Here is a 20,630-nt window from a genome sequence, read left to right as displayed (position 1 = left end):
TATGTACGCATGCGCACATATAGGACGAAGCAAGGCATGCCTTCCGGAGGAGGCAGCATTGCTGAGCGGTAGTAGACGTGAAACATGGTCGAAACGCCAATGACTGTAACACTTTCTCACAACTACCGCTGGCCCGATACTTCCAGGCAAGCCGCGTTTGCCGGAATGCCTCAGCCCTGGCGCTTGATGGCAAAGGGCGAGAAGCCCTGGCAGGTCGGCATCAGTTCGATGCTGTTCACGTTCACGTGCGGCGGCAGGGTAGCGATCCAGTAGGCGGTGTTCGCGATGTCCTCGGCAGTGAGGGGAACCGTGCCTTCGTACACCTTGGCCGCGGCCACGTCGTCGCCCTTGAAGCGCACGTTCGAGAACTCGGTGCCGCCGCACAGGCCTGGCGCCAGGTTGGTGGCGCGCACGCCGCTGCCGGCCAGGTCGGCACGCAGGTTCAGGGTAAATTGCTCCACGAAGGCCTTGGTCGCGCCGTACACGTTGCCGCCCGGGTAGGGATAGTGGCCGGCCACCGAGCCCAGGTTGATGACCAGGCCGCTGCCACGGGCGACCATCGCCGGCAGCACGGCGCGGGTCATGCTGACCAGGCCCTGGCAGTTGGTGGCGATCATGGTTTCCCAATCTTCCAGTGGTACTTCATGGGCCGGCAGGGTATTCAGGGCCAGACCGGCATTGTTGATCAGCACATCGATCTCGCGCCAGCCTTCCGGCAGCGCGGCCAGGGCCGCCTCGATCGAGGCGCGGCTGGTCACGTCGAGCGTGACGGGCAGGGCGGCATCGCCCAGTTCGCGCGCCAGCGCCGCGATGCGCTCGCCGCGGCGCGCGGCCAGGATGGCGCGGTGGCCGTGGCGGACGAAGGTGCGCGCCATCGCGGCGCCGAAGCCGGCCGAAGCGCCGGTGATGAAGACGATCATGGTGGATCCCGGAAGCGGAAGAACGGAAAATTGTAGCCCAAATGGCCATGCGCGCGCTGGGCGGCCCCGGCTTGCCAGGACGACAGCGCTTTCCTTGCCCGAAACGGCCCGGATCACATACAATCTGCCCACCTACGTCTCACGTAACTGGCGAAACGCCGCGCGCAGCAGCCTTGCATGCCTGCGCGGCAAAGGTGGACATCCACCGGGGAACGTGAGATGCCATTCGCCGTTCGCCTGGGCAGCCACCGACTGGTACGTGACGTATCGCGGGCTGCCCGTGCGCCTGCCGGTCCCGCCGCTGCCCGTTGCCTGGTATTTCTCTCGATTGGAGTTTTACATGTTTGCAAAAGATCATACGCTTTCCAATATCGACCCGGACCTGTGGGATGCGATCCAGAAGGAAAACCTTCGCCAGCAAGACCACATCGAACTGATCGCGTCGGAGAACTACACCTCGCCGGCGGTGATGGAAGCGCAGGGCTCGCAGCTGACCAACAAGTATGCCGAAGGCTATCCGGGCAAGCGCTACTATGGTGGCTGCGAATACGTCGACGTCGCCGAGCAGCTGGCGATCGACCGCCTCAAGCAACTGTTCGGCGCAGAAGCCGCCAACGTGCAGCCGAACTCGGGTTCGCAGGCCAACCAGGGCGTATTCTTCGCCATGCTCAAGCCCGGCGACACCATCATGGGCATGTCGCTGGCCGAAGGCGGCCACCTGACCCACGGCATGGCCCTGAACATGTCCGGCAAATGGTTCAACGTCGTGTCCTACGGCCTGACCGAGCAGGAAGACATCGACTACGAGGCCATGGAAGCGCTGGCGCGCGAGCACAAGCCGAAGATGATCATCGCCGGCGCCTCGGCCTTTGCCCTGCGTATCGACTTCGAGCGCTTCGCCCGCATCGCCAAGGAAGTCGGCGCCTACTTCATGGTCGACATGGCCCACTACGCCGGCCTGATCGCCGCCGGCGAATACCCGAACCCGGTGCCGCACGCCGACTTCGTCACCTCGACCACCCATAAATCGCTGCGCGGCCCGCGCGGCGGCATCATCCTGATGAAGGCCGAGTACGAGAAGCAGATCAATTCGGCCATCTTCCCGGGTATCCAGGGTGGTCCGCTGATGCACGTGATCGCCGCCAAGGCCGTGGCCTTCAAGGAAGCGCTGATGCCGGAGTTCAAGGAGTACCAGAAGCAGGTGGTCAAGAACGCCGCGGCGCTGGCCAACACCCTGACCGAGCGCGGCCTGCGCATTGTTTCGGGCCGCACCGAGTCGCACGTGATGCTGGTCGACCTGCGCGCGAAAGGCCTGACCGGCAAGGAAGCGGAAGCGATCCTGGGCCAGGCGCACATGACCTGCAACAAGAACGGCATCCCGAACGACCCGCAGAAGCCCTTCGTCACCTCCGGCATCCGCCTCGGCAGCCCGGCCTTCACCACCCGCGGCTTCAAGGAAGAAGACGCGGTCAAGGTGGGCCACCTGATCGCCGACGTGCTGGACAACCCGCATGACGCCGCCACCATCGAGCGCGTGAAGGCGGAAGTCAAGCAGCTGACCGACAAGTATCCGGTCTACGCCAAGTAAGGCAAACCGGGGCCGCCGCCTAAGCGCGCGGCCCCTACGGGATCCGGCGCCATGAAATGTCCGTTCTGCCAGCATGAAGATACCCAGGTCCTCGACACCCGCGTGTCGGAGGAGGCGGATGCCATTCGCCGGCGCCGGCGCTGCACCAAGTGCGACAAGCGCTTCACCACCTACGAGCGCATCGAGCTGTCGATGCCGATCATCGTCAAGAAGAACGGCAGCCGCACCGAGTTCTCGTCCAACAAGCTGCGCGGCAGCCTGATGCTGGCGCTGAGGAAGCGCCCGGTCGCCGCCGAGGCCATCGACACCGCGGTCGCCACGATCGAGGAAAAGCTCCTGACCAGCGGCCGGCGCGAGGTCGATACCGGCTACGTGGGCGAACTGGTGATGCAGGAACTCAGGCGGCTCGACAAGATCGCCTACATCCGCTTTGCGTCGGTCTACAAGAATTTCGAGGACCTGGCCGAGTTCCAGGAAGCGCTGGCCGAAGTCGGCCATCCGCGCAAATAAGCACGCCAACCCGCACGCCAACCCGCACCCCAAGCACCACCCGCGCGCCGCTTATTCCGCTGCGGCGCGCGCTCGGGCAAGGCCGGCTATGCCTGCCCCGCAGTTCCCCTGACACGCTTGCAACAGCTCATGGCTGGCGCCCGCCTGCCTGATAACTTCGCAGCTCGCAGTCGGTGCGCGCCGCAAGGCGCCGCCGCGTTCCCGGTTCAGATCCAAGGGAGGCCGCCGTGCGGGTGCAAGGACAAGGATTCACGCTGGTCGAGGTGCTGGTAGCGCTGCTGGTGCTGGCCGTAGGCGTGGTCGGCGCGGGTGCCACCCAGCTCGGGGCGGAACGCACGCGCCAGCAGTCGGCGCTGAGGTCCGAAGCGGCCCAGCTGGCGGCGGCGCTGGCGGCGCGCATGCAGGTCAATCCGGCGGTGGCGGGCCTGCCGGATGGCGCCAATCCCTATCTCGGCTTTTCCTATGACGCGGCGGACGGCGCGCCGCTGGCCGCCGCCGGCTGCTTCGCCGCCCCCTGCACCCCGGCCGAGCTGGCGCAGTTCGACCTGCACGAGATGCGCCAGGCCGTGCATGCGCACTTTCCGCGCGGCCGCATCCTGGTCTGCCGCGACGGCGCGCCTTGGGACAGCGTGGCCGCGCGCTACCGCTGGGACTGCGACGGCGACGCGGGCGCGCTGCCGGTGGTCAAGCTGGGCTGGGACGGCACCGACGAGGCGCCCGGCTTCGTGGGTGTGCTGCCATGAAGGCGACTCCGCCGCGCCAGGCCGGCCTCGGCATCGCCGAGCTGCTGGTGGCGCTCGGGGTCGGCCTCGGCGTCCTGCTCGGCGCCGGCAGCCTGTTCGTCTGGGCCAGCCGCGCCTTCGCCGCCCAGGCCGAGACGGCGGCGATGGACGACGCCGGCCGCTACGCGCTGGAAGCGATCGCGCGCGCCGTGCGCCAGTCGGCGGCGTCCGACTGGGAGGTCAGCGGCGCAGGTCCCGACCCGACTGCCCCGGCGCCCCTGGCCGGCCTGGATGCGCATCGCGTGCCGCACAGTGGCTTCGGCCTCGACAATGCAACGTCAGCCGCGGTGAACGGCAGCGATGTGCTGGCGGTGCGCTTCCCGGGCGCGGGCGCGCCGCCCAACGGCGACGGCAGCGCGCTCGATTGCGCCGGCTTCAGCGTGCACCGCATGGAGGAAGGCTGGAGCATCTTCTACGTGGCGCGCAATGCCCAGGGCGAGGCCGAACTGCGCTGCAAGTACCGCGGCGCCAGCGCCTGGTCTTCCGATGCCGTGGTGGGCGCGGTCGACGGCTTCCAGGTGCTGTATGGCCTCGACGCCGATGCCGATGGCGCCCCGGAACGCTACCTGAACGCCAGCGCCCTGGACGAGCTCGATGCGGGCCTGGCGCTGGCCGGGGCCACCGCGGCCGAGCGCGAGCAGGACCTGCGCCGGCGCACCCACTGGAAGCAGGTGGCGAGCGTGCGGGTGGCCCTGCTGCTGCACGGCCCGGCCAGCCCGCTCGCGTCGGCGGGTGCGTTCGTGCACGAGCTGTTCGGAGCGGACTACGGCGCGCTGGCGGACGACGACGATCCCGGCGTGCGCTTGCGGGAAGCCGAGCTGGCTGGTGGCGCGGCGCCACGCTACCGCAAGGTGTTCGGCACCACCATCGCGCTGCCGGCGCGCGCCAGGTGAGGGCGGCATGGCGGCTTCCCACGGGCCATCCACGCGCCGCCGGCAAGGCGGGATCGCGCTCCTGACGGCCCTGCTGCTGATGCTGGCGATCCTGATGACCTGCGTCGCCGCCGCCCGCACGGCCCTGAGCGGCGCGCGCGCGGCCGGGCACGAGCGCGACCGCATGCTGGCCCTGCAGGCCGCCATGGCGGCACTGGCCGATGCCGAGCGCGACATCGAAGGCGGGCTCGATCCGTCTTCGGCACGCGCCGCGGCGCTGGCCAGTGCCGGCGCGGCCAGCGCGGCCGCCTTCGCTCCCGGTTGCGAGGGTGGCGCGCCCTACGAAGGCCTGTGCGCGCAGGCGGCGCACAGCGGGGAGATCCTGGCCGCGCTGGCGGACGAGTCCGGTCCGGCGCTGGCGCTCGGCAGCTTCACCGGCGCCGCGATGCCCGCGCTGGCAGCCCAGGCGCCACGCTATCTGATCGAGCGCCTGCCGTCCGCGCCGGACACGCTGCTCTACCGCATCAGCGCGCTCGGCTTCGGCGAGGCCGACACCACGCAGGTGGCGCTGCAGGCCTATTACCGCAAGCTGCTGGCCGCAGCCCCGGCGCCGGCAGGCGGGACCGGCGGGACGGGCGGGGTGGACGGGGGAGAGGAGGGCCCGGCCGGCGCGGCACCGGCACCGGCACCGGCACCAACCGCCGTGCCCGGCAGTCCGGGCGGACCGGGCCTGCGCGTCGGCTGGCGCGAAATCGCGAACTGGCAGGATCTCGCCGCGGCGGGCGGCTAGGAGGAGGGAACATGTGGCACATGCAGCGCAACAGGCAGCGCAGGTCCGGCTTCAGCATGATCGAGCTGCTGGTGGTACTGGCCATCGTCGCCATCCTGGGCGCGATGGCGTATCCGGACTACGCGCGCTACCTGGTCCGCACGCGCCGGGTCGAGGCGCAGCTGGCCCTGGTCGAGGCGATGCAGCGGCAGGAACAGTACCGCGCCCTGCACCATACCTATGTCGCCTTTTCCCGGGACTCCGAGGAGCCCGACAGCCTGGATTTCCACTGGTGGATCGGGGCCCGCCCGGAAGACAGCGCCTACGAGCTGGATGGCCAGGCCTGCGCCGGGCGCGAGATCAGCCAGTGCATCGCGCTGCGCGCCCGTCCGGGCACCGAGAACGTCGATACGGACTTCAGCGATCCCGAATGCGGGGTGCTGAGTCTCGACAGCACCGGCGCGCAGGGTGCCAGCGGCGCCGGCGCGCCTGCTTCGCGGTGCTGGCCATGAAGCGCCCCCGCCACGGCGGCGCCACGCTGGCCGAACTGACGGTCGTGCTGTGCATTGCGGCGGTCCTGTTCGCCATGGCCGCGCCCGACCTGCAGGCCCTGGTGCGCGCCCAGCAGCTGCGCGCCGCGTCCGGCGAACTGCTGGATGCGGTGGCCCATACCCGGGCCCAGGCGATTGCCCGCAACCAGCGCGTCAAGCTGATGCCGCAGGACCCGCAGGGCGCCGACTGGAGCCAGGGCTGGACGGTGTTCATCGATCGCGACGGCGACCGTGAGCCGGGACCGCTCGACGAGGTGCTGGCGGTGCATGGTCCGCTGCCGCAGGGAATGCGGATCGGCTTTTCCTTCACCCAGTCAGCGCCGCCGCAGTACATCGCCTACAATGGCGCCGGGCGCAGCTGCAGCGACACGAACAGCGGCGCATCCCGGCCCGGCACCCTGTCGCTGTTCCACGGCGGGCAGATCCGGCGAATCAAGATCAACATGCTCGGGCGCGTGCGGATATGCAATCCGGCACGCGACGACGGCTGCGACGGCATGCGCGCGCCGCCCTAGCAGGGCAGGCAGGGCGAGCGCCAGCGCAACAATGGCTGGACGAGGCAATGGCAGAACCGAACACGGAAGCGAACGACACGACAAGGATCGCCAGCGACAGCGAGGGCATGGCGCTGGCGCTGGCCTGGGCCGAGAAGGGCATGTACCTCACGGCGCCCAACCCGCGGGTCGGCTGCGTGATCGTGCGCGACGGCGTGGTGATCGGCGCTGGCCATACCCAGCCGGCCGGACAGGCCCATGCCGAGGTTCAGGCGCTGCGCGATGCCGCGGCGCGCGGCGCCGACGTGCGCGGCGCCACCGCCTACGTCACGCTGGAACCGTGCAGCCACCACGGACGCACGCCGCCCTGCGCCGACGCGCTGGTGCAGGCCGGGCTGGGACGGGTGGTGGCCGCCATGACCGATCCGAATCCGCTGGTGGCCGGCCGCGGCCTGGCCCGCCTGGAAGCGGCCGGCATCGCGGTCAGCGCCGGCCTGCTGGCCGAACCGGCCCGGGAGCTGAACATCGGCTTCTTCTCGCGCATGCAGCGCGGCCTGCCGTGGGTGCGCCTGAAGGCGGCCGCCAGCCTGGATGGCGCCACCGCGCTGGCCGATGGCGAAAGCCAGTGGATCACCGGGCCCGAGGCGCGCGCCGACGGCCATGCCTGGCGCGCACGCGCCCAGGCCATCCTGACCGGCATCGGCACCGTCAAGGCCGACGATCCCCAGCTCACCGTGCGCGGCATCGACACGCCGCTGCCGCCGCGCCGGGTGATCGTCGACAGCCGCCTGGAAATCGAACCCGGAGCCCGCATCCTGCAGGGCGCTCCATGCTGGATCGTGGCCGCCAGCGCCGACCCTGGCAAGGCGGCGGCGCTGCGCGCCGCCGGCCACGAACTGATCCTGCTGCCGAACCCGCATGGCAAGGTCGACCTGCCGGCCCTGATGCGCGAGCTGGGCCGGCGCGACATCAACGAAGTGCATGTCGAAGCCGGCGCCAGGTTGAATGCCTCGCTGCTGCGCGAAGGCTGCGTCGACGAACTGCTGGTCTACCTGGCCCCGAGCCTGATCGGGCCGGGCATGGGCATGTTCGCGCTGCCGCCGCTGGCGCGCCTGGCCGAGCAGCGCCGGCTGCGCTTCCACGACCTGGCGCGGGTCGGCGAGGACATTCGCATCCTGGCCAGGTTCGCCCCGGCCGCCACCGCTATCAACCCTGAGGAATAAGTGCATGTTTACTGGAATCGTCGCCGCAGTCGGCAAGATCACATCGGTCACCCCCCTGGTGGGCGGCTCTTTCGCCGGCGTGCGGCTCGCAGTCGACGCCGGCCCGCTGCCGCTGGCCGACGTCGCGCTGGGCGACTCGATCGCCATCAATGGCGCCTGCATGACCGTGGTCGAGAAGGACGGGAGCAGCTTCAGCGTGGACGTCTCGCGCGAAAGCCTGAACAAGACCGCCGGCCTGGATGCGGTGGGTGAGGTGAATCTGGAAAAGGCGCTGACCCTGGCCGAGCGCCTGGGCGGGCACCTGGTGTCCGGCCACGTGGATGGCTTGGGCACGGTGCACAGCTTCGAACCGGTGGGCGAATCGCGCGAACTGGTCATCGACGCGCCCTGGGAGCTGGCCAGGTTCCTGGCCTACAAGGGTTCGGTGGTCGTGAATGGCGTGTCGCTGACCGTGAACCGGGTCGACGATGTCGAGGGTGGCGAGGGTGGCGGCAAGGTCTGCCGCTTCTCGATCAACCTGATTCCGCACACGATCGAGGTGACTACCCTGAAGCACTTGCATGCCGGATCGCGCGTGAACCTGGAGATCGACCTGATCGCGCGCTACGTGGAGCGCATGCTGTCGGTGCAGGCGCAGGGATAGGAAGGGGCGGGCAGCCTCCCGCCCGCGCCCTCAGCCGCCCGGGAGCGGGGCCGGCGCCGCAGCCTGGACGCCCGAGGCCGCCATCGTCGCGGCCGCCTGCGTTTCGGGATTGAGCACCACCTGCACGTAGTTCTGCCGGTTGAAGTAGCGCCGCGCCGCGCCGCGGATGTCGGCGCTTGACAGCGCCTGCACCTGTTTTTCCACCTGCAGGATCGCGGCCGGATCGGTGCCTTCGCTGAGCGCCGTTTGCAGGTGGCCCAGCCAGTAGCCGTTCTCGCGCAGCGAGCGGCGGTGGTTCTGGATCCAGTTGCTTTTCACCTTGTCGAGATCGGCCGCGTCCGGCCCGTCCTGCTGCAGCTTCTCGATCTCGGCAAAGGTCGCCGCGATCACCTTGTCCACGTGTTCCGGGCCGGTCGGCAGGGTCACGCCGATCGAATAGTTCCCGTAGGGGATCTTGCTCAACACGCCAGATGCGCCGCCGCCGTAGATCAGGGCCATCTTTTCGCGCAGCACGTCGATGATGCGCAGGTTCACCACTTCGAGCAGGGCCGACAGGCGCAGCTGCTCGGCTTCGCTGAACTCGGCCATGCCGGTGAAGGTGAGCGAGATCGTGCTCTTCGGTTCCGAACCGCTGCGCACTTCGCGCTTGACCACGCCCTGCGCCGGGCGCAGGCCGACGTCGCGGTAGGCCACGGTCAGTTCCGGTGTCGGCAGGCTGCCCAGGTAGGTCGCCAGCAGCGGCTTGATGGCGGCCAGGTCGAAGCTGCCGACCAGGATGAAGCCAAGATCGCGCGCCGACGAGAAACGTTCGCGGAAGATGTCGATGCTGCGGTCGAGGTCGATCTGCTCGTACTCCTCGGCGCGCAAGGTGCGCGGGGCGCGCGGGTGCTTGTTGTACAGCGCCTCCATGACGGCGTCGCCGAAGCGCGCGCCGGGCTGGGCGGTCTGGTTCCTGGCCTGCTCGACCTGCTTGCCGACGTAGGACTTGAACAGGTCTTCGTCGCGCCGTACGCCCTGGAACTTCAGCCAGGTCAGCTGCAGCATGGTCTCGATGTCGGTCGCACCCGAGGCGCCGACCACCACGTCGGTGTAGTTGGCCAGGCCGACGTTGACCTGGGCCGCCTTGCCGGCCAGGATCTTGCGCATGTCGAGCGGACTGAACTCGCGCACGCCCATGCTGGCCACGATCGCGTTGGCGAAGCGCGCATTCAGGATGTCCTGGTCACCGAACAGGCTCTGGCCGCCGAAGCGGGCGGCGCTCATCAAGACCTGGTCGTTGCGGAAGTCGGTGGGTTTCAGGATCACCTTGACGCCATTCGACAGTTCGAGCCGGGTCAGGCCGAGCGCCTTGTCATGGGTCTCGGACACGATCGTGCCGGCCTTGGGCGGGCGCTCCATCAGGCGCGTGGCGACCGCCTTGTCGTCGTGCGGATGCAGCCGGGCGCGCTCGGCGCCGGCCACCGCCCCCAGCAGCTGGGCGCCCTGGGGCGTATCGGGCCGGGTGACGCCCGTGTACAGCACCAGCTTGCCGGAATCGGCCGGGATGGTGCGGCGCGCATAGGCATTCAGTTCTTCCAGCGTGATGCCGGGCACCAGTTCGCGCACGTAGCGGTATTCGGTGTCGATGCCGGGAATCGCCTCCTGCTGCAGGAAATTGCGGATGTACTCGGCCGCGTAGGTGGCGGAGTCGCTCTTGGCGCGCTCGTTCCAGGCCTGCTCGTAATTGCGCATCAGGCTCTTCTTGACCCGCTCCAGCTCGGCCGCGCTGAAGCCGAAGCGGCGCGCCCGCTCGTTCTCCTCGACCAGGGCGGTAAGGGCCGCTTCGGCGCCGCGCGGTCCGAGCGCGGCCGAGGCGTTGTAGGAACGGTAGCGCGGGGTCAGCTTGCCGAGCGAGCTGCTGGCGCCCATGTAGGGCGGTTCCGGCAGCTGGGACAGCTCTTGCAGGCGCTGGTTCAGCATGCTGGAGAACAAGGCCTGCACCAGGTCGTCGCGGTAGGCGCGTATGGTGCCGGCTTCGACCACCGGCTGCACCGGATAGCGGATCAGCACGGCGTTGCCGGTGGCTTCCTGATCGGTCACGACGAGGGCTTCGGTGGCCTGGCGCGCCGGGATCTCGGCATAGGGGCGCGGACGCGCCGGCACCGGATTCTTCAGGCGCGCGAAATGCGACTTGACCAGCTGCTCGGCGCGGGCCGGCTCGATGTCGCCGACCACCACCACCGCCATCAGGTCGGGGCGGTACCAGTCGCGGTAGAAGCGCGTCAATGCCTCGGGCTGGAAGCTGCGCAGCACCTCCTCGGTGCCGATCGGCAGGCGCTCGGCGTATTTCGAGCCGTTGAAGATGGCCGGCATGATCTGCTTGCCCATGCGGTCCGAGGCGCCCTTGCCCAGGCGTAGCTCTTCGAGCACGATGCCGCGTTCCTTCTCGATCGCATCGAGGTCGAAACGCAGGCCATGGGCCCAGTCTTCCAGCACCTGGAAGGCCTTGGCCACGTGTTCCGGCTTGTCGGTCGGGATCGGCAGGATGTAGACCGTCTCGTCGAAGGAGGTGTAGGCGTTCAGGTCGGCGCCGAAGCCGACCCCGATGCTCTGCAGGTAGGAGACCAGCTCATGCTTGTGGAAATGGGTCGAGCCATTGAAGGCCATGTGCTCCACGAAGTGGGCCAGGCCGCGCTGGTCCTCGTCCTCGAGGATGGAACCGGCCTTGACCACCAGGCGCAGCTCGAGCTTGCGTTCCGGGCGCGCATTGCGCTGGATGTAATAGGTCAGCCCGTTGGCGAGCTTGCCCACCTTGACCTGCGGTCCGACCGGAATCGGGGCGTCCAGGCGCAGCGGCGCGGTGGCGGCGGGGGCCGCGGTGGCGCGCGCCGCCGCGGCCGGCGGCTTGGCGTTCAGCGCCGGGTGCGCGAACAGCATGGCGACCATGCACAGGCCGCGCACGAAATACTTGCTCATCGAAGATCCAATTCTGTGGGCGAGCACGCATTTTACCGTGCGTGCCCGGGGAAACTGTTGCGTAGGTACACAGGTTCAGGGGCATGGATGGCCGCTCATACTGCGACGCGTCCCTTGGCCAGCAGCTGGGCCATCTCGTGCGCGGGCACTGGCCGGCTGTACAGGTAGCCCTGCATCACGTCGCAGCCGATCAGCCCCAGGAAATCGCGCTGGCCGACCGTCTCCACGCCCTCGGCCACCACCGACAGCGACAGGCCCTGGGCCAGCGCGATGGTGGCCTGGGCGATGGCTGCGCTGCGCCCCTCGGTGGTGATGTTGCGCACGAAGGTCTGGTCGATCTTGAGCTTGTCGAGCGGGAAGCGGGACAGGTAGCCGAGCGAGGAGTAGCCGGTGCCGAAGTCGTCCAGCGAGAGCGAGACGCCCATCGCGCGCAGCTCGGCCATTTGCGCCTCGGCGGCGGCGCTGTCGCCCAGCATCACGCTTTCGGTCAGCTCCACTTCCAGGTAGCGCGGCGCCAGGCCGCTGTCGGCCAGGGCCTTGCGCACGATCGCGCACACAGCGCCGGACTTGAACTGGTTGGCCGAGACATTCACCGCCACCCGCACCGGTGCCAGGCCGGCATTCTGCCAGGCCTTGTTCTGGAAGCAGGCACGGCGGATCACCCATTCGCCGATCGGATGGATCAGGCCGGTATCCTCGGCGAGCGGGATGAAGTCGCCCGGCGGCACCGCGCCGATTTCCTCGCTGCGCCAGCGCAGCAGGGCTTCCATGCCGACCACGCTGCCGTCGATGCGCGAGACCTGCGGCTGGTAGTGCAGCGCCAGCTCCTCGCGTTCGATGGCGCGCCGCAGCCGGGTTTCCAGGGCCAGCCAGCGCAGCGCCTGGGCATTCATCTCGCCCTTGAAGAAGCGGAAGCCATTGCGTCCCGACCGCTTCATGTCGCCCAGGGCGGCGTCGGCGGCCTTCAGCAGGTCGCCCGGCGCGCCGCCGTCGCGCGGGAAGATGCTGATGCCGACGCTGCCCGTGACCACCACGTCGTGCCCGCCCACCACGTGCGGCTGGGCGATGGCGTCGATCAGGCGGCGCGCGGCCAGGATGATGTCCTCGTTGTCCTGGCAGCTGGTGAGCAGCAGCACGAACTCGTCGCCGGACAGGCGCGCCAGGGTGTCGGTGGGACCGGCGATCTCGCCGACCCGCCGCGCCACCTCGCGCAGCACGGCGTCACCGGCCGCATGGCCGAGGCTGTCGTTGATGCGCGACAGGCGGTCGACGTTGAACAGCAACAGCGCCAGCTGGCCTTCGCCCAGGCGCGCCGCCGCCATCGCCTGCTGCAGGCGGTCGTTGAATAGCGACCGGTTCGGCAGCAGGGTAAGCGCGTCGTGGTTCGACAGGAAGTCGAGCTGGTGGTGGGCCGCCTTCAGTGCCGACAGGTCGCTCGACACCGAGACGTAGGCGGTGCGCTGGCCGGATTCGTCGCGCACGGCGCTGATGCTGAGCCGCTCGGGATAGACCTCGCCGTTCTTGCGGCGGTTCCAGATTTCGCCGCGCCATTGTCCGTCCTTTTCCAGGCAGTGCCACATGTCGCGGTAGAAGGTGGCGTCGTGGCGCCCCGAACGCAGCACGCGCGGGTTGCGGCCCAGCACGTCCGCCTCGCGGTAGCCGGTAATCTCCTCGAAGGCGGGATTGACCGCGACGATGTTGGCGTCGGCATCGGTCATCATGATGCCTTCCTGGGTGCTGTCGAACACCTGACGCGCCAGTTCGAGCCGGTGTTCGCTCTCGCGCAGGGCGGCGTCGGCGTCGGCGCGCGCCAGCGCCTCCAGTTGCAGCTGGGCGGCGTGGCGCTGCACCACGTCATACAGGTTCAGGTTCTCGTAGGCCACCGCCAGCTGGGCGGCGAGGGCGCTGGCCCAGCGCTCCTCCTCGTCGCTGAAGGCGGGCGCGCCCGGGCTGCGCGCGCAGTACAGCCAGCCGTGCGGATGCTGCAGGTCATGCACCTGCAGGCCGAGGAAGCTGCCGAGCGGCGGATGGCAGCCCGGCAGGCTGTCGAGTGCCGGGTCGCCGCTGGCCAGGCGCAGCGGGGCGCGTGCACGCAGCAGCATGCCGGGCAGGTGGGTTTCGTCGAGCGCGTGCGCGGCCAGCAAACCCCTGTCGAGCGACCATGTGTCGAGGTGGCGCACGCTGCGTTCGTCGCGGTCGAGCAGGCACAGGGCGGCGCAGTCGGCGTGCAGCACGCGCCGGGCGGCGTCGAGAAAGGAAGCGGCCAGGGTCTCGACCCTGCGCTCGCCGATCAGCGCCAGGCACATGCGCTCCAGCTCGCTCAGGCGCGCGCCCAGGTCGAAGGGCAGGGCGCGGTCGTTTTCCGGCGCCGCGGGCAATGGCGTGGTACCGGCGGCCACACCCAGTTCGGCCTGCACGGCGTCGAGGATGTCCTGCGGATCGGCCGGCTTGGGCAGGACGGTGGCGACGCCGCAGCGCGCCGCCATCGCCTGGGTCTCGCGTTCGGCGTAGACGGCGGAGAAGAAGATCACGCGGATCTCGCGCAGGCGCGCATCTTCACGGATCTTCTGCGCCAGTTCATAGCCATCCATGACCGGCATCAGGAGGTCGGTAATGACCAGGTCGGGAAATTCGGCGTGCACCAGGGCCAGCGCTCTCGCGCCGTTTTCCGCTTCCAGCAGGCGATGGCCGGTAAAGCCCAGCAGCGCATGCAGGAAGGCGCGGTTGCTTGGCCTGTCGTCGACGATCAGGATCGTGGCCATCGGTGCCACCTTTCTATCGGGGCCGCGCAGCGACTATCTACAGGTCGACCTGCCATCATGGCAACTCCGGTCGGGACGGCAATGCCGTCAGCAAATAGCCGCAACGACATTTTTAGTCGTAATATTTTTATCATAATCGAGTTAACGACAAAGATGTTGCTTCGTTGCGTGCAGGAAATTGGAGCTTAACAAATATATTTCCGGGCATGCATCGCAATCTTGCATTGTTACCTTCTGGCAACAATGATTGACGAATCGGCGATCTCATGCTGTGGCAAACATCGGCCATCGGTTGAAAGGCGGTAAATCCTTTAAAATAGCGGATTAAGCAAACATTCCCCGTTTCAAGGAAATCCCGTATGTCTATCTCCAGCACCGAGGAAATCGTTGCCGAGTTGCGCGCAGGGCGCATGGTCATTCTCGTCGACGAAGAGGACCGTGAAAACGAAGGCGACCTGGTGCTTGCCGCCGACTTCGTCACACCGGAAGCGATTAATTTCATGATCCGCCATGCGCGCGGCCTGGTCTGCCTGACGCTGACCGAAGAGCGCTGCGACGCGCTGGCCCTGCCGATGATGACCTCGAAGAACGGCACTTCGTTCGGCACCAATTTCACGGTGTCGATCGAAGCGGCCGAGGGCGTGACGACCGGCATTTCCGCGGCCGACCGCGCGCGCACCATCCAGGTGGCCGTAAACAAGGGCACGACGCCGGACGACCTGGTGCAGCCGGGCCACATCTTCCCGCTGCGCGCCCAGAAGGGCGGCGTCCTGATGCGCGCCGGCCATACCGAGGCCGGTTGCGACCTGACCGAGATGGCCGGACTGACCCCGGCCTCGGTGATCTGCGAGATCATCAAGGAAGACGGCACCATGGCGCGCCTGCCGGACCTGCTGGAATTCGCCAGGGAACACAATCTGAAGATCGGTACCATCGCCGACCTGATCCACTACCGCAGCCAGAACGAAAGCCTGGTCGAGCGCGTGGCCGAGCGCCAGCTGCACACGCCCTACGGCGAATTCAAGCTGCTTGCCTTCCGCGACAAGCCGAGCGGCGCGGCCCACCTGGCCCTGGTACACGGCGAGATCGCGCGCGACAAGGAAACCCTGGTGCGGGTGCACCAGCCGGTGTCCATCCTCGACGTGCTCGGCGACTGCGCCTCGACCCACTCCTGGGACCTGGCCTCGGCCATGAAGACGGTGCAGGCCGGCGACAGCGGCGCCATCGTGCTGCTGAACTGCGGCGAGACGGCCGACGAGCTGTTCTCCCAGTTCGCACCGCGCGAGACCAGTGCCAGGACCTCCCGCGCGGCCTCGATGGACCTGCGTACCTATGGTATCGGCGCCCAGATCCTGCGCCACCTGGGCGTGGGCAAGATGCAGCTGCTGGCCAACCCGCGCAAGATGCCGTCGATGACCGGCTTCGACCTGGAAGTCACGGGCTACCTGCCGCAGCCGAGCGCGTGATGCGGCGCGTCCGCACGCGAAATCACACTAATATAACTACATACCAATCGAGAAGAAGAGGTCAGCCATGACGGTAGGAACGTTTGAAAGCAATCTGGCGGGTGAAGGCCTGCGCATCGGCATCGTGCAGGCACGGTTCAACGCCGACATCGGCCACGGCCTGCTGTCGTCCTGCCTGGCCGAACTGAAGCGCCTGGGCGTGGCCGACGAGGACATCCTCCACATCACCGTGCCGGGTGCGCTGGAAGTGCCGCTGGCGCTGCAGAAAATGGCCGAAACCCAGCAGTTCGATGCGCTGGTCGCGCTGGGCGCGGTGATCCGCGGCGAGACCTACCACTTCGAGCTGGTCTCGAACGAATCGGGCGCGGGCATCACCCGCATCGCCCTCGACTACGGCATGCCGATCGCTAACGCCATCCTCACCACCGAGAACGACGAGCAGGCCGAGGCCCGCATGGCCGAGAAGGGCCTGGAGGCGGCGCGCGTCGCGGTCGAGATGTCGAACCTGCTGTTCGCGCTGGAAGAGCTGCAGGCTGAGGAAGAGTAACAGCGAGAATAAGGAAGTAAACACATGACCGACAAGACCACGCATGCCAACCCGAGCAAGAACCGCACCCCGCGCCACCGCGCGCGCGAGTTCGCGCTGCAGGGCCTGTATCAATGGCTGCTCAACAATGAACCGGCCCGCACGGTCGTTACCAATATCCGCGGCGCGCATGGCTTCGACAAGGCCGATGGCGAGTTCTTCAGCGAGCTGCTGAACGGCGCCATCGCCACCTCGGTCGAGCTGCGCGAAGCCATCGCTCCGCTGATCGACCGCGGCATCGCCGAGCTGTCGCCGATCGAGCACGGTGTGCTGCTGCTGGGCGCCTACGAGCTGAAGAACCATCCGGAGATCCCCTACCGCGTCGTCATCAACGAGGCGGTCGAGCTGACCAAGTCCTTTGGCGGCATCGATGGCCACAAGTACGTCAATGGCGTGCTGGACAAGCTGGCTTCAAACCTGCGTCCGGACGAGGTAGGGGCGGACGCGCGCCGCTGAGCGCAAGCTTTCCTCTATCTATATAGAAGCCACTGGCCATGCCAGTGGTTTTTTTTCGTCTAGCGGTCGTTGCACGGCTGCCATGCGCGCGTCCATCGTCCCTGTGATCAGGGCCGCCTCTCCAACGCAAAAAAAAACCACCGCACAGGGCGGTGGCTTTCGGTGAGGAGTGTGTCCGTCCGGCTTACAGGGTCGCCAGCGCTTCCGACTGGATCTCGGCCTTGGCCGGGGCGGATGCCGGCGCTTCGGCGGCCGGGCCGGCGGCGGGCGACTGCTTCGCGACGACGGTCGGGGCCGGTGCAGCCGGTGCCGGCGGATTCCTGGTCGGCACCTTGTGGCCGCGCGCCACCATCTTCAGGCGCTTGTATTCGGCCAGCACCTTGGCGCCATAGCCGGAATCGCTTTCCAGGTCGGCGGCGCCGACGTAGGTCTTCAGGCCGCCTTCGACGGAACCGGTGCGCTTGACGTAGTCTTTCAGGATCAGGGCGCCAACCTTGATGTTGGCAGCCGGATTCAGGGCCGCCTGCTGGCCACCCACTTTTTCGAACTTGTCATGGTGAACCTTGGCCATGACCTGCATCAGCCCCTTGGCGCCCATCGCGCTCTCGGCGAAGGGATTCAGGCCCGATTCGATCGCCATCACCGCCAGGATCAGGAGCGGATCCAGCTTGACCTCATGCGCCGTCATGTAGGCGGTCGAGACCAGCATGTTGGCAGCGTCGCTGGCGACGCGGTAGCGCTTGCTCAGCCAGTTGGTCACCCATTGCTGCTGCTTGCTGTTGCCGATGTACTGGCTGTCGATCGGCTTCGACGCGGCCGGGGCCGACGCCTGCGCGGTGACTGGCGCCACCACGACCGGGGCCGCATCCGCTGCGGCGAGCACGGCAGGCTGTGGATCCAGCACATCGGAAACACGCTTGGCGAGGTCTTCGTTGGTAAAGAGCAGGGCCAGCATGGCAACTGCGGAAAGACCGAAAATACTCAGGGTGTTGCGTGCGGTGTTCAAGACACCACGTGCCGTTTTGCTCACGGAAGACCACGTGACTGGCTGGCTGGCCATGGATTGCACGAACCTTGCGTTCGTGATGAAACGATGGATCATCGAATTCCCCTTGTCGCGGCAAAAAGGACTCCTGTCACGGCGTGTAAACAAATACGCGCTGTGTCGGGTAACTGATTGCCGTGCATCAGAAATATCGTAGGTCGCCGCATCGCGGCCGACTAACGCCGTCATTGCCTTGCTACAGCTGGCTGCTTTGAAACCCAGGCGGGTGGAACCAGTGGCTCAACAACTGTCTCGGGGGGATTGGGCAGACGCCCAGTGAAAACACTCCTCAAAAATGTCATGTGGGGCCCCGACCCCGTGAATGCATGAGAACAGCTAAAATCGTGTCGGAAAGACTGCCTGCCTCATCAAGTAGGACGGATTCTAGTGGCTCGCTTATACCAAGTCAACCCTAGCACGATCCGCTCTTATTACTTTTAGGTCTGATTGCCAAGCCGAAATTTTTAAAAGTCTTCAAAATCAGCTACTTGGCATGCTGCCTTGAACCAGCTTCTACTGACGAGATAACGATCAAAACTTGATGAAATATTCAGATTTACGGGATTTTATGGCGCAACTCGAGCGCATGGGCGAGCTGAAGCGGGTCGGTGTACCGGTCTCGCCCCACCTCGAGATGACGGAAATCTGCGACCGTACCCTGCGCGCCGAAGGCCCCGCCCTGCTGTTTACGCAGCCGGCGGGACACACGATTCCCGTTCTGGGCAACCTGTTCGGCACCCCGCGCCGGGTGGCGCTCGGCATGGGCGCCGAGGACGTGGGTGAACTGCGCAAGATCGGCCACGTGCTGGCGCGCCTGAAGGAGCCGGAGCCGCCCAAGGGCTTCAAGGACATCATGGGACTGGGTTCGCTCGTCAAGGCGGTCTGGGACATGGCGCCAAAAGAAGTGCGCGGCGCCCCCTGCCAGGAAATCGTCTGGGAAGGGCAGGACGTGGACCTGGCGCGCCTGCCGATCCAGCACTGCTGGCCGGGTGACGTCGCGCCGCTGATCACCTGGGGCCTGGTCATCACCAAGGGACCGCACAAGAAGCGCCAGAACCTGGGCATCTACCGCCAGCAGGTGCTGGGCCGCAACAAGGTGATCATGCGCTGGCTGGCGCACCGCGGCGGCGCCCTCGATTTCCGCGAGCATGCGCTGGCCAATCCGGGCAAGCCCTATCCGGTGGCGGTGGCGCTGGGTGCCGACCCGGCCACCATCTTGGGCGCCGTCACGCCGGTACCGGACAGCCTGTCGGAATACCAGTTCGCCGGCCTGCTGCGCGGCCAGCGCACCGCGCTCACCAAGGCCATCGGCAGCGAACTGCGGGTGCCGGCGTCAAGCGAGATCGTGCTGGAAGGGCATATCTATCCGGACGCCAACCACCCGTCCGGCTTCGAGCACGCACTCGAAGGTCCGTACGGCGACCACACCGGCTATTACAACGAGCAGGACAGCTTCCCGGTGTTCACCATCGACCGCATCACGATGCGGCGCGATCCGATCTACCACTCGACCTATACCGGCAAGCCGCCCGACGAGCCGGCGGTGCTGGGCGTGGCGCTGAACGAAGTCTTCATTCCGCTGCTGCAGAAGCAGTTCAGCGAGATCACCGACTTCTACCTGCCGCCGGAAGGCTGCAGCTACCGGATGGCGGTGGTGCAGATGAAGAAGCAGTACGCGGGCCACGCCAAGCGCGTGATGTTCGGGGTGTGGAGCTTCCTGCGACAGTTCATGTATACGAAGTTCATTGTCGTGGTAGACGAGGATGTCGACGTGCGCGACTGGAAGGAAGTGATCTGGGCCATCACCACCCGGGTCGACCCGACCCGCGACACGGTCCTGGTCGACAACACGCCGATCGACTACCTCGACTTCGCTTCGCCGATCAGTGGCCTGGGCAGCAAGATGGGGATCGACGCCACCAACAAGTGGCCGGGAGAGTCCAACCGCGAATGGGGCGTGCCGATCGCGATGACGCCGGAAGTCAAGGCGCGCGTGGACGACATCTGGGGCACGCTGGGCCTGTAGTCCGGCTCCCGTGCGTCGCGCGGGGCAGGGGGCGGCTAGACTGCCCTTTTCCCAACGACCCTGCAGTGGAGGCTGGATGAACATCCTGATGGTGCTGACTTCGCACGACCGCCTCGGCGACACCGGCAAGAAAACCGGATTCTGGCTGGAAGAGTTCGCCGCGCCCTATTATGTGTTCAAGGATGCCGGCGCGCGCTTGACGCTGGCCTCGCCCAAGGGCGGCCAGCCGCCGCTCGACCCGAAGAGCGACGAACCGGACGCCCAGACCGAGGCGACCCGGCGTTTTCGCGCCGACCCGCAGGCCCGGCAGGCGCTGGCGCAGACGGTGACCCTGTCGGGCGTGCGGGCGGAAGAGTTCGACGCCGTGTTCTATCCTGGCGGCCACGGCCCCCTGTGGGACCTGGCCACGGATGCCGACTCGATCCGCCTGATCGAGGCCATGATCGCGTCCGGCAAGCCGGTGGCGGCCGTGTGCCACGCCCCCGGGGTACTGGCGCGCGTCAGGGGCGTGGATGGCGATTTGCTGGTCAAGGGCAAGCGCGTGACCGGCTTTACCAATACCGAAGAGGAGGCGGTCGGCCTGACCAGGGTCGTGCCTTTCCTGGTCGAGGACATGCTGGTGAAAAACGGCAGCCAGTACAGCAAGACGGATGACTGGCAGCCCTATGTCCTGACCGACGGGCTCCTGGTCACGGGACAGAATCCTGCATCGTCCGAAGAGGGCGCGCGTGCCTTGCTGGCGCTGCTGAAGGACCGTCCCTAGTCATCGCAAGATGCGGCCCCAAAAACCATGGGGTCGGGTATAATGGCCGCTGGCGGGCCCCTGCGCATTGCGGCATGGTTTACCTGGTCAGGTCGGGAACGAAGCAGCCAAAGCCGTTCACCGCAAGTGCCGCAGATCAGGCTCGCCTCCTTCGCTTCTCCGTTTTTTTCTTTTCTCTTCCCCTTCTTCAGCGCGCTTGTTCTTGCATCGCCGGCCATC

The 20,630-nt window shown here is 67.3% G+C and carries 18 protein-coding genes, 1 other RNA gene and 1 riboswitch; of the genes, 15 read left to right on the top strand and 4 right to left on the bottom strand.

Features of this window, described 5'->3' with window-relative positions:
• Positions 1–170 precede the first annotated feature (170 nt).
• Complete coding sequence (locus LE190_RS18020) at positions 171–920, bottom strand: SDR family oxidoreductase (RefSeq protein WP_225239995.1); 750 nt, start codon at positions 918–920, stop codon at positions 171–173.
• Between the two features lie 133 nt (positions 921–1,053).
• A riboswitch (ZMP/ZTP riboswitch) is annotated at positions 1,054–1,170 on the top strand.
• A gap of 90 nt (positions 1,171–1,260) precedes the next feature.
• Between LE190_RS18020 and glyA the strand changes: the two genes are divergently transcribed.
• From glyA to LE190_RS17975, 9 genes are all read left to right on the top strand, one after another.
• Entirely contained in the window at positions 1,261–2,508 is a 1,248-nt protein-coding gene (glyA, locus tag LE190_RS18015; RefSeq protein ID WP_225239994.1) for a serine hydroxymethyltransferase, read from the top strand.
• Positions 2,509–2,559: 51 nt separating this feature from the next.
• Positions 2,560–3,018, top strand: a complete 459-nt coding sequence (nrdR, locus tag LE190_RS18010) for a transcriptional regulator NrdR (RefSeq protein WP_225239993.1) — start codon at positions 2,560–2,562, stop codon at positions 3,016–3,018.
• 227 nt (positions 3,019–3,245) lie between these two features.
• Positions 3,246–3,761: a type IV pilus modification protein PilV gene (pilV, locus tag LE190_RS18005; RefSeq protein ID WP_225239992.1), complete on the top strand. Its 516-nt coding sequence runs from the start codon at positions 3,246–3,248 to the stop codon at positions 3,759–3,761.
• A complete protein-coding gene (locus LE190_RS18000) occupies positions 3,758–4,693 on the top strand; it encodes a PilW family protein (RefSeq protein ID WP_225239991.1) in 936 nt (311 codons plus the stop codon). Before pilV ends, LE190_RS18000 begins: the two co-directional genes overlap by 4 nt.
• Before the next feature lie 7 nt (positions 4,694–4,700).
• Positions 4,701–5,462, top strand: a complete 762-nt coding sequence (locus LE190_RS17995) for a pilus assembly protein (RefSeq protein WP_225239990.1) — start codon at positions 4,701–4,703, stop codon at positions 5,460–5,462.
• Between the two features lie 11 nt (positions 5,463–5,473).
• Positions 5,474–5,953, top strand: a complete 480-nt coding sequence (locus LE190_RS17990; protein ID WP_225239989.1) for a type IV pilin protein — start codon at positions 5,474–5,476, stop codon at positions 5,951–5,953.
• On the top strand, positions 5,950–6,507 hold the full coding sequence (locus LE190_RS17985) for a GspH/FimT family pseudopilin (protein ID WP_225239988.1): 558 nt from the start codon (positions 5,950–5,952) through the stop codon (positions 6,505–6,507). The genes LE190_RS17990 and LE190_RS17985 overlap by 4 nt, the downstream gene beginning before the upstream one ends.
• A gap of 47 nt (positions 6,508–6,554) precedes the next feature.
• On the top strand, positions 6,555–7,709 hold the full coding sequence (gene ribD / locus LE190_RS17980) for a bifunctional diaminohydroxyphosphoribosylaminopyrimidine deaminase/5-amino-6-(5-phosphoribosylamino)uracil reductase RibD (RefSeq protein ID WP_225239987.1): 1,155 nt from the start codon (positions 6,555–6,557) through the stop codon (positions 7,707–7,709).
• A gap of 4 nt (positions 7,710–7,713) precedes the next feature.
• Entirely contained in the window at positions 7,714–8,352 is a 639-nt protein-coding gene (locus tag LE190_RS17975; protein ID WP_225239986.1) for a riboflavin synthase, read from the top strand.
• Positions 8,353–8,382: 30 nt separating this feature from the next.
• Here LE190_RS17975 and LE190_RS17970 read toward each other — a convergent pair whose 3' ends face one another.
• On the bottom strand, positions 8,383–11,307 hold the full coding sequence (locus tag LE190_RS17970) for a M16 family metallopeptidase (RefSeq protein WP_225239985.1): 2,925 nt from the start codon (positions 11,305–11,307) through the stop codon (positions 8,383–8,385).
• Positions 11,308–11,402: 95 nt separating this feature from the next.
• The gene (locus LE190_RS17965; RefSeq protein WP_225239984.1) at positions 11,403–14,069 is read right to left on the bottom strand and encodes a two-component system response regulator; all 2,667 of its coding nucleotides are present in this window, start codon (positions 14,067–14,069) and stop codon (positions 11,403–11,405) included.
• A gap of 359 nt (positions 14,070–14,428) precedes the next feature.
• Here LE190_RS17965 and ribBA point away from each other — a divergent pair, with 359 nt between their 5' ends.
• From ribBA to nusB, 3 genes are all read left to right on the top strand, one after another.
• Positions 14,429–15,535 carry a bifunctional 3,4-dihydroxy-2-butanone-4-phosphate synthase/GTP cyclohydrolase II gene (ribBA, locus tag LE190_RS17960; protein ID WP_225239983.1) on the top strand — a complete coding sequence of 369 codons (1,107 nt, stop codon included), beginning with the start codon at positions 14,429–14,431 and terminating at the stop codon, positions 15,533–15,535.
• A gap of 67 nt (positions 15,536–15,602) precedes the next feature.
• The gene (gene ribH, locus LE190_RS17955; protein ID WP_225239982.1) at positions 15,603–16,082 is read left to right on the top strand and encodes a 6,7-dimethyl-8-ribityllumazine synthase; all 480 of its coding nucleotides are present in this window, start codon (positions 15,603–15,605) and stop codon (positions 16,080–16,082) included.
• 24 nt (positions 16,083–16,106) lie between these two features.
• Positions 16,107–16,577: a transcription antitermination factor NusB gene (gene nusB, locus LE190_RS17950; protein ID WP_224947763.1), complete on the top strand. Its 471-nt coding sequence runs from the start codon at positions 16,107–16,109 to the stop codon at positions 16,575–16,577.
• A gap of 184 nt (positions 16,578–16,761) precedes the next feature.
• Here the strand turns inward: nusB and LE190_RS17945 are convergent, their stop codons facing one another.
• Positions 16,762–17,532, bottom strand: coding sequence for a transglycosylase SLT domain-containing protein (locus LE190_RS17945; protein ID WP_225239981.1), 771 nt, complete (start codon positions 17,530–17,532; stop codon positions 16,762–16,764).
• A gap of 631 nt (positions 17,533–18,163) precedes the next feature.
• On the opposite strand from LE190_RS17945, the gene ubiD reads away from it, so the two are divergent.
• The 3 genes from ubiD to ffs all read left to right on the top strand — a co-directional run bounded on the left by ubiD (position 18,164) and on the right by ffs (position 20,561).
• Complete coding sequence (ubiD, locus tag LE190_RS17940; RefSeq protein ID WP_225240092.1) at positions 18,164–19,648, top strand: 4-hydroxy-3-polyprenylbenzoate decarboxylase; 1,485 nt, start codon at positions 18,164–18,166, stop codon at positions 19,646–19,648.
• 76 nt (positions 19,649–19,724) lie between these two features.
• Positions 19,725–20,411 (top strand): type 1 glutamine amidotransferase domain-containing protein, encoded by a 687-nt coding sequence (locus tag LE190_RS17935; RefSeq protein ID WP_225239980.1) that lies wholly within the window; start codon positions 19,725–19,727, stop codon positions 20,409–20,411.
• A 51-nt stretch (positions 20,412–20,462) separates the two neighbouring features.
• An RNA gene (ffs, locus tag LE190_RS17930) (signal recognition particle sRNA small type) lies at positions 20,463–20,561 on the top strand.
• The last annotated feature ends 69 nt before the right edge of the window (positions 20,562–20,630 follow it).

It is taken from the genome of Massilia hydrophila, from assembly GCF_020208145.1.
GTDB lineage: Bacteria > Pseudomonadota > Gammaproteobacteria > Burkholderiales > Burkholderiaceae_D > Telluria > Telluria hydrophila.
Note: the sequence above shows the minus strand (reverse complement) of the source record. Positions and strands in the feature narration are given on the sequence as shown.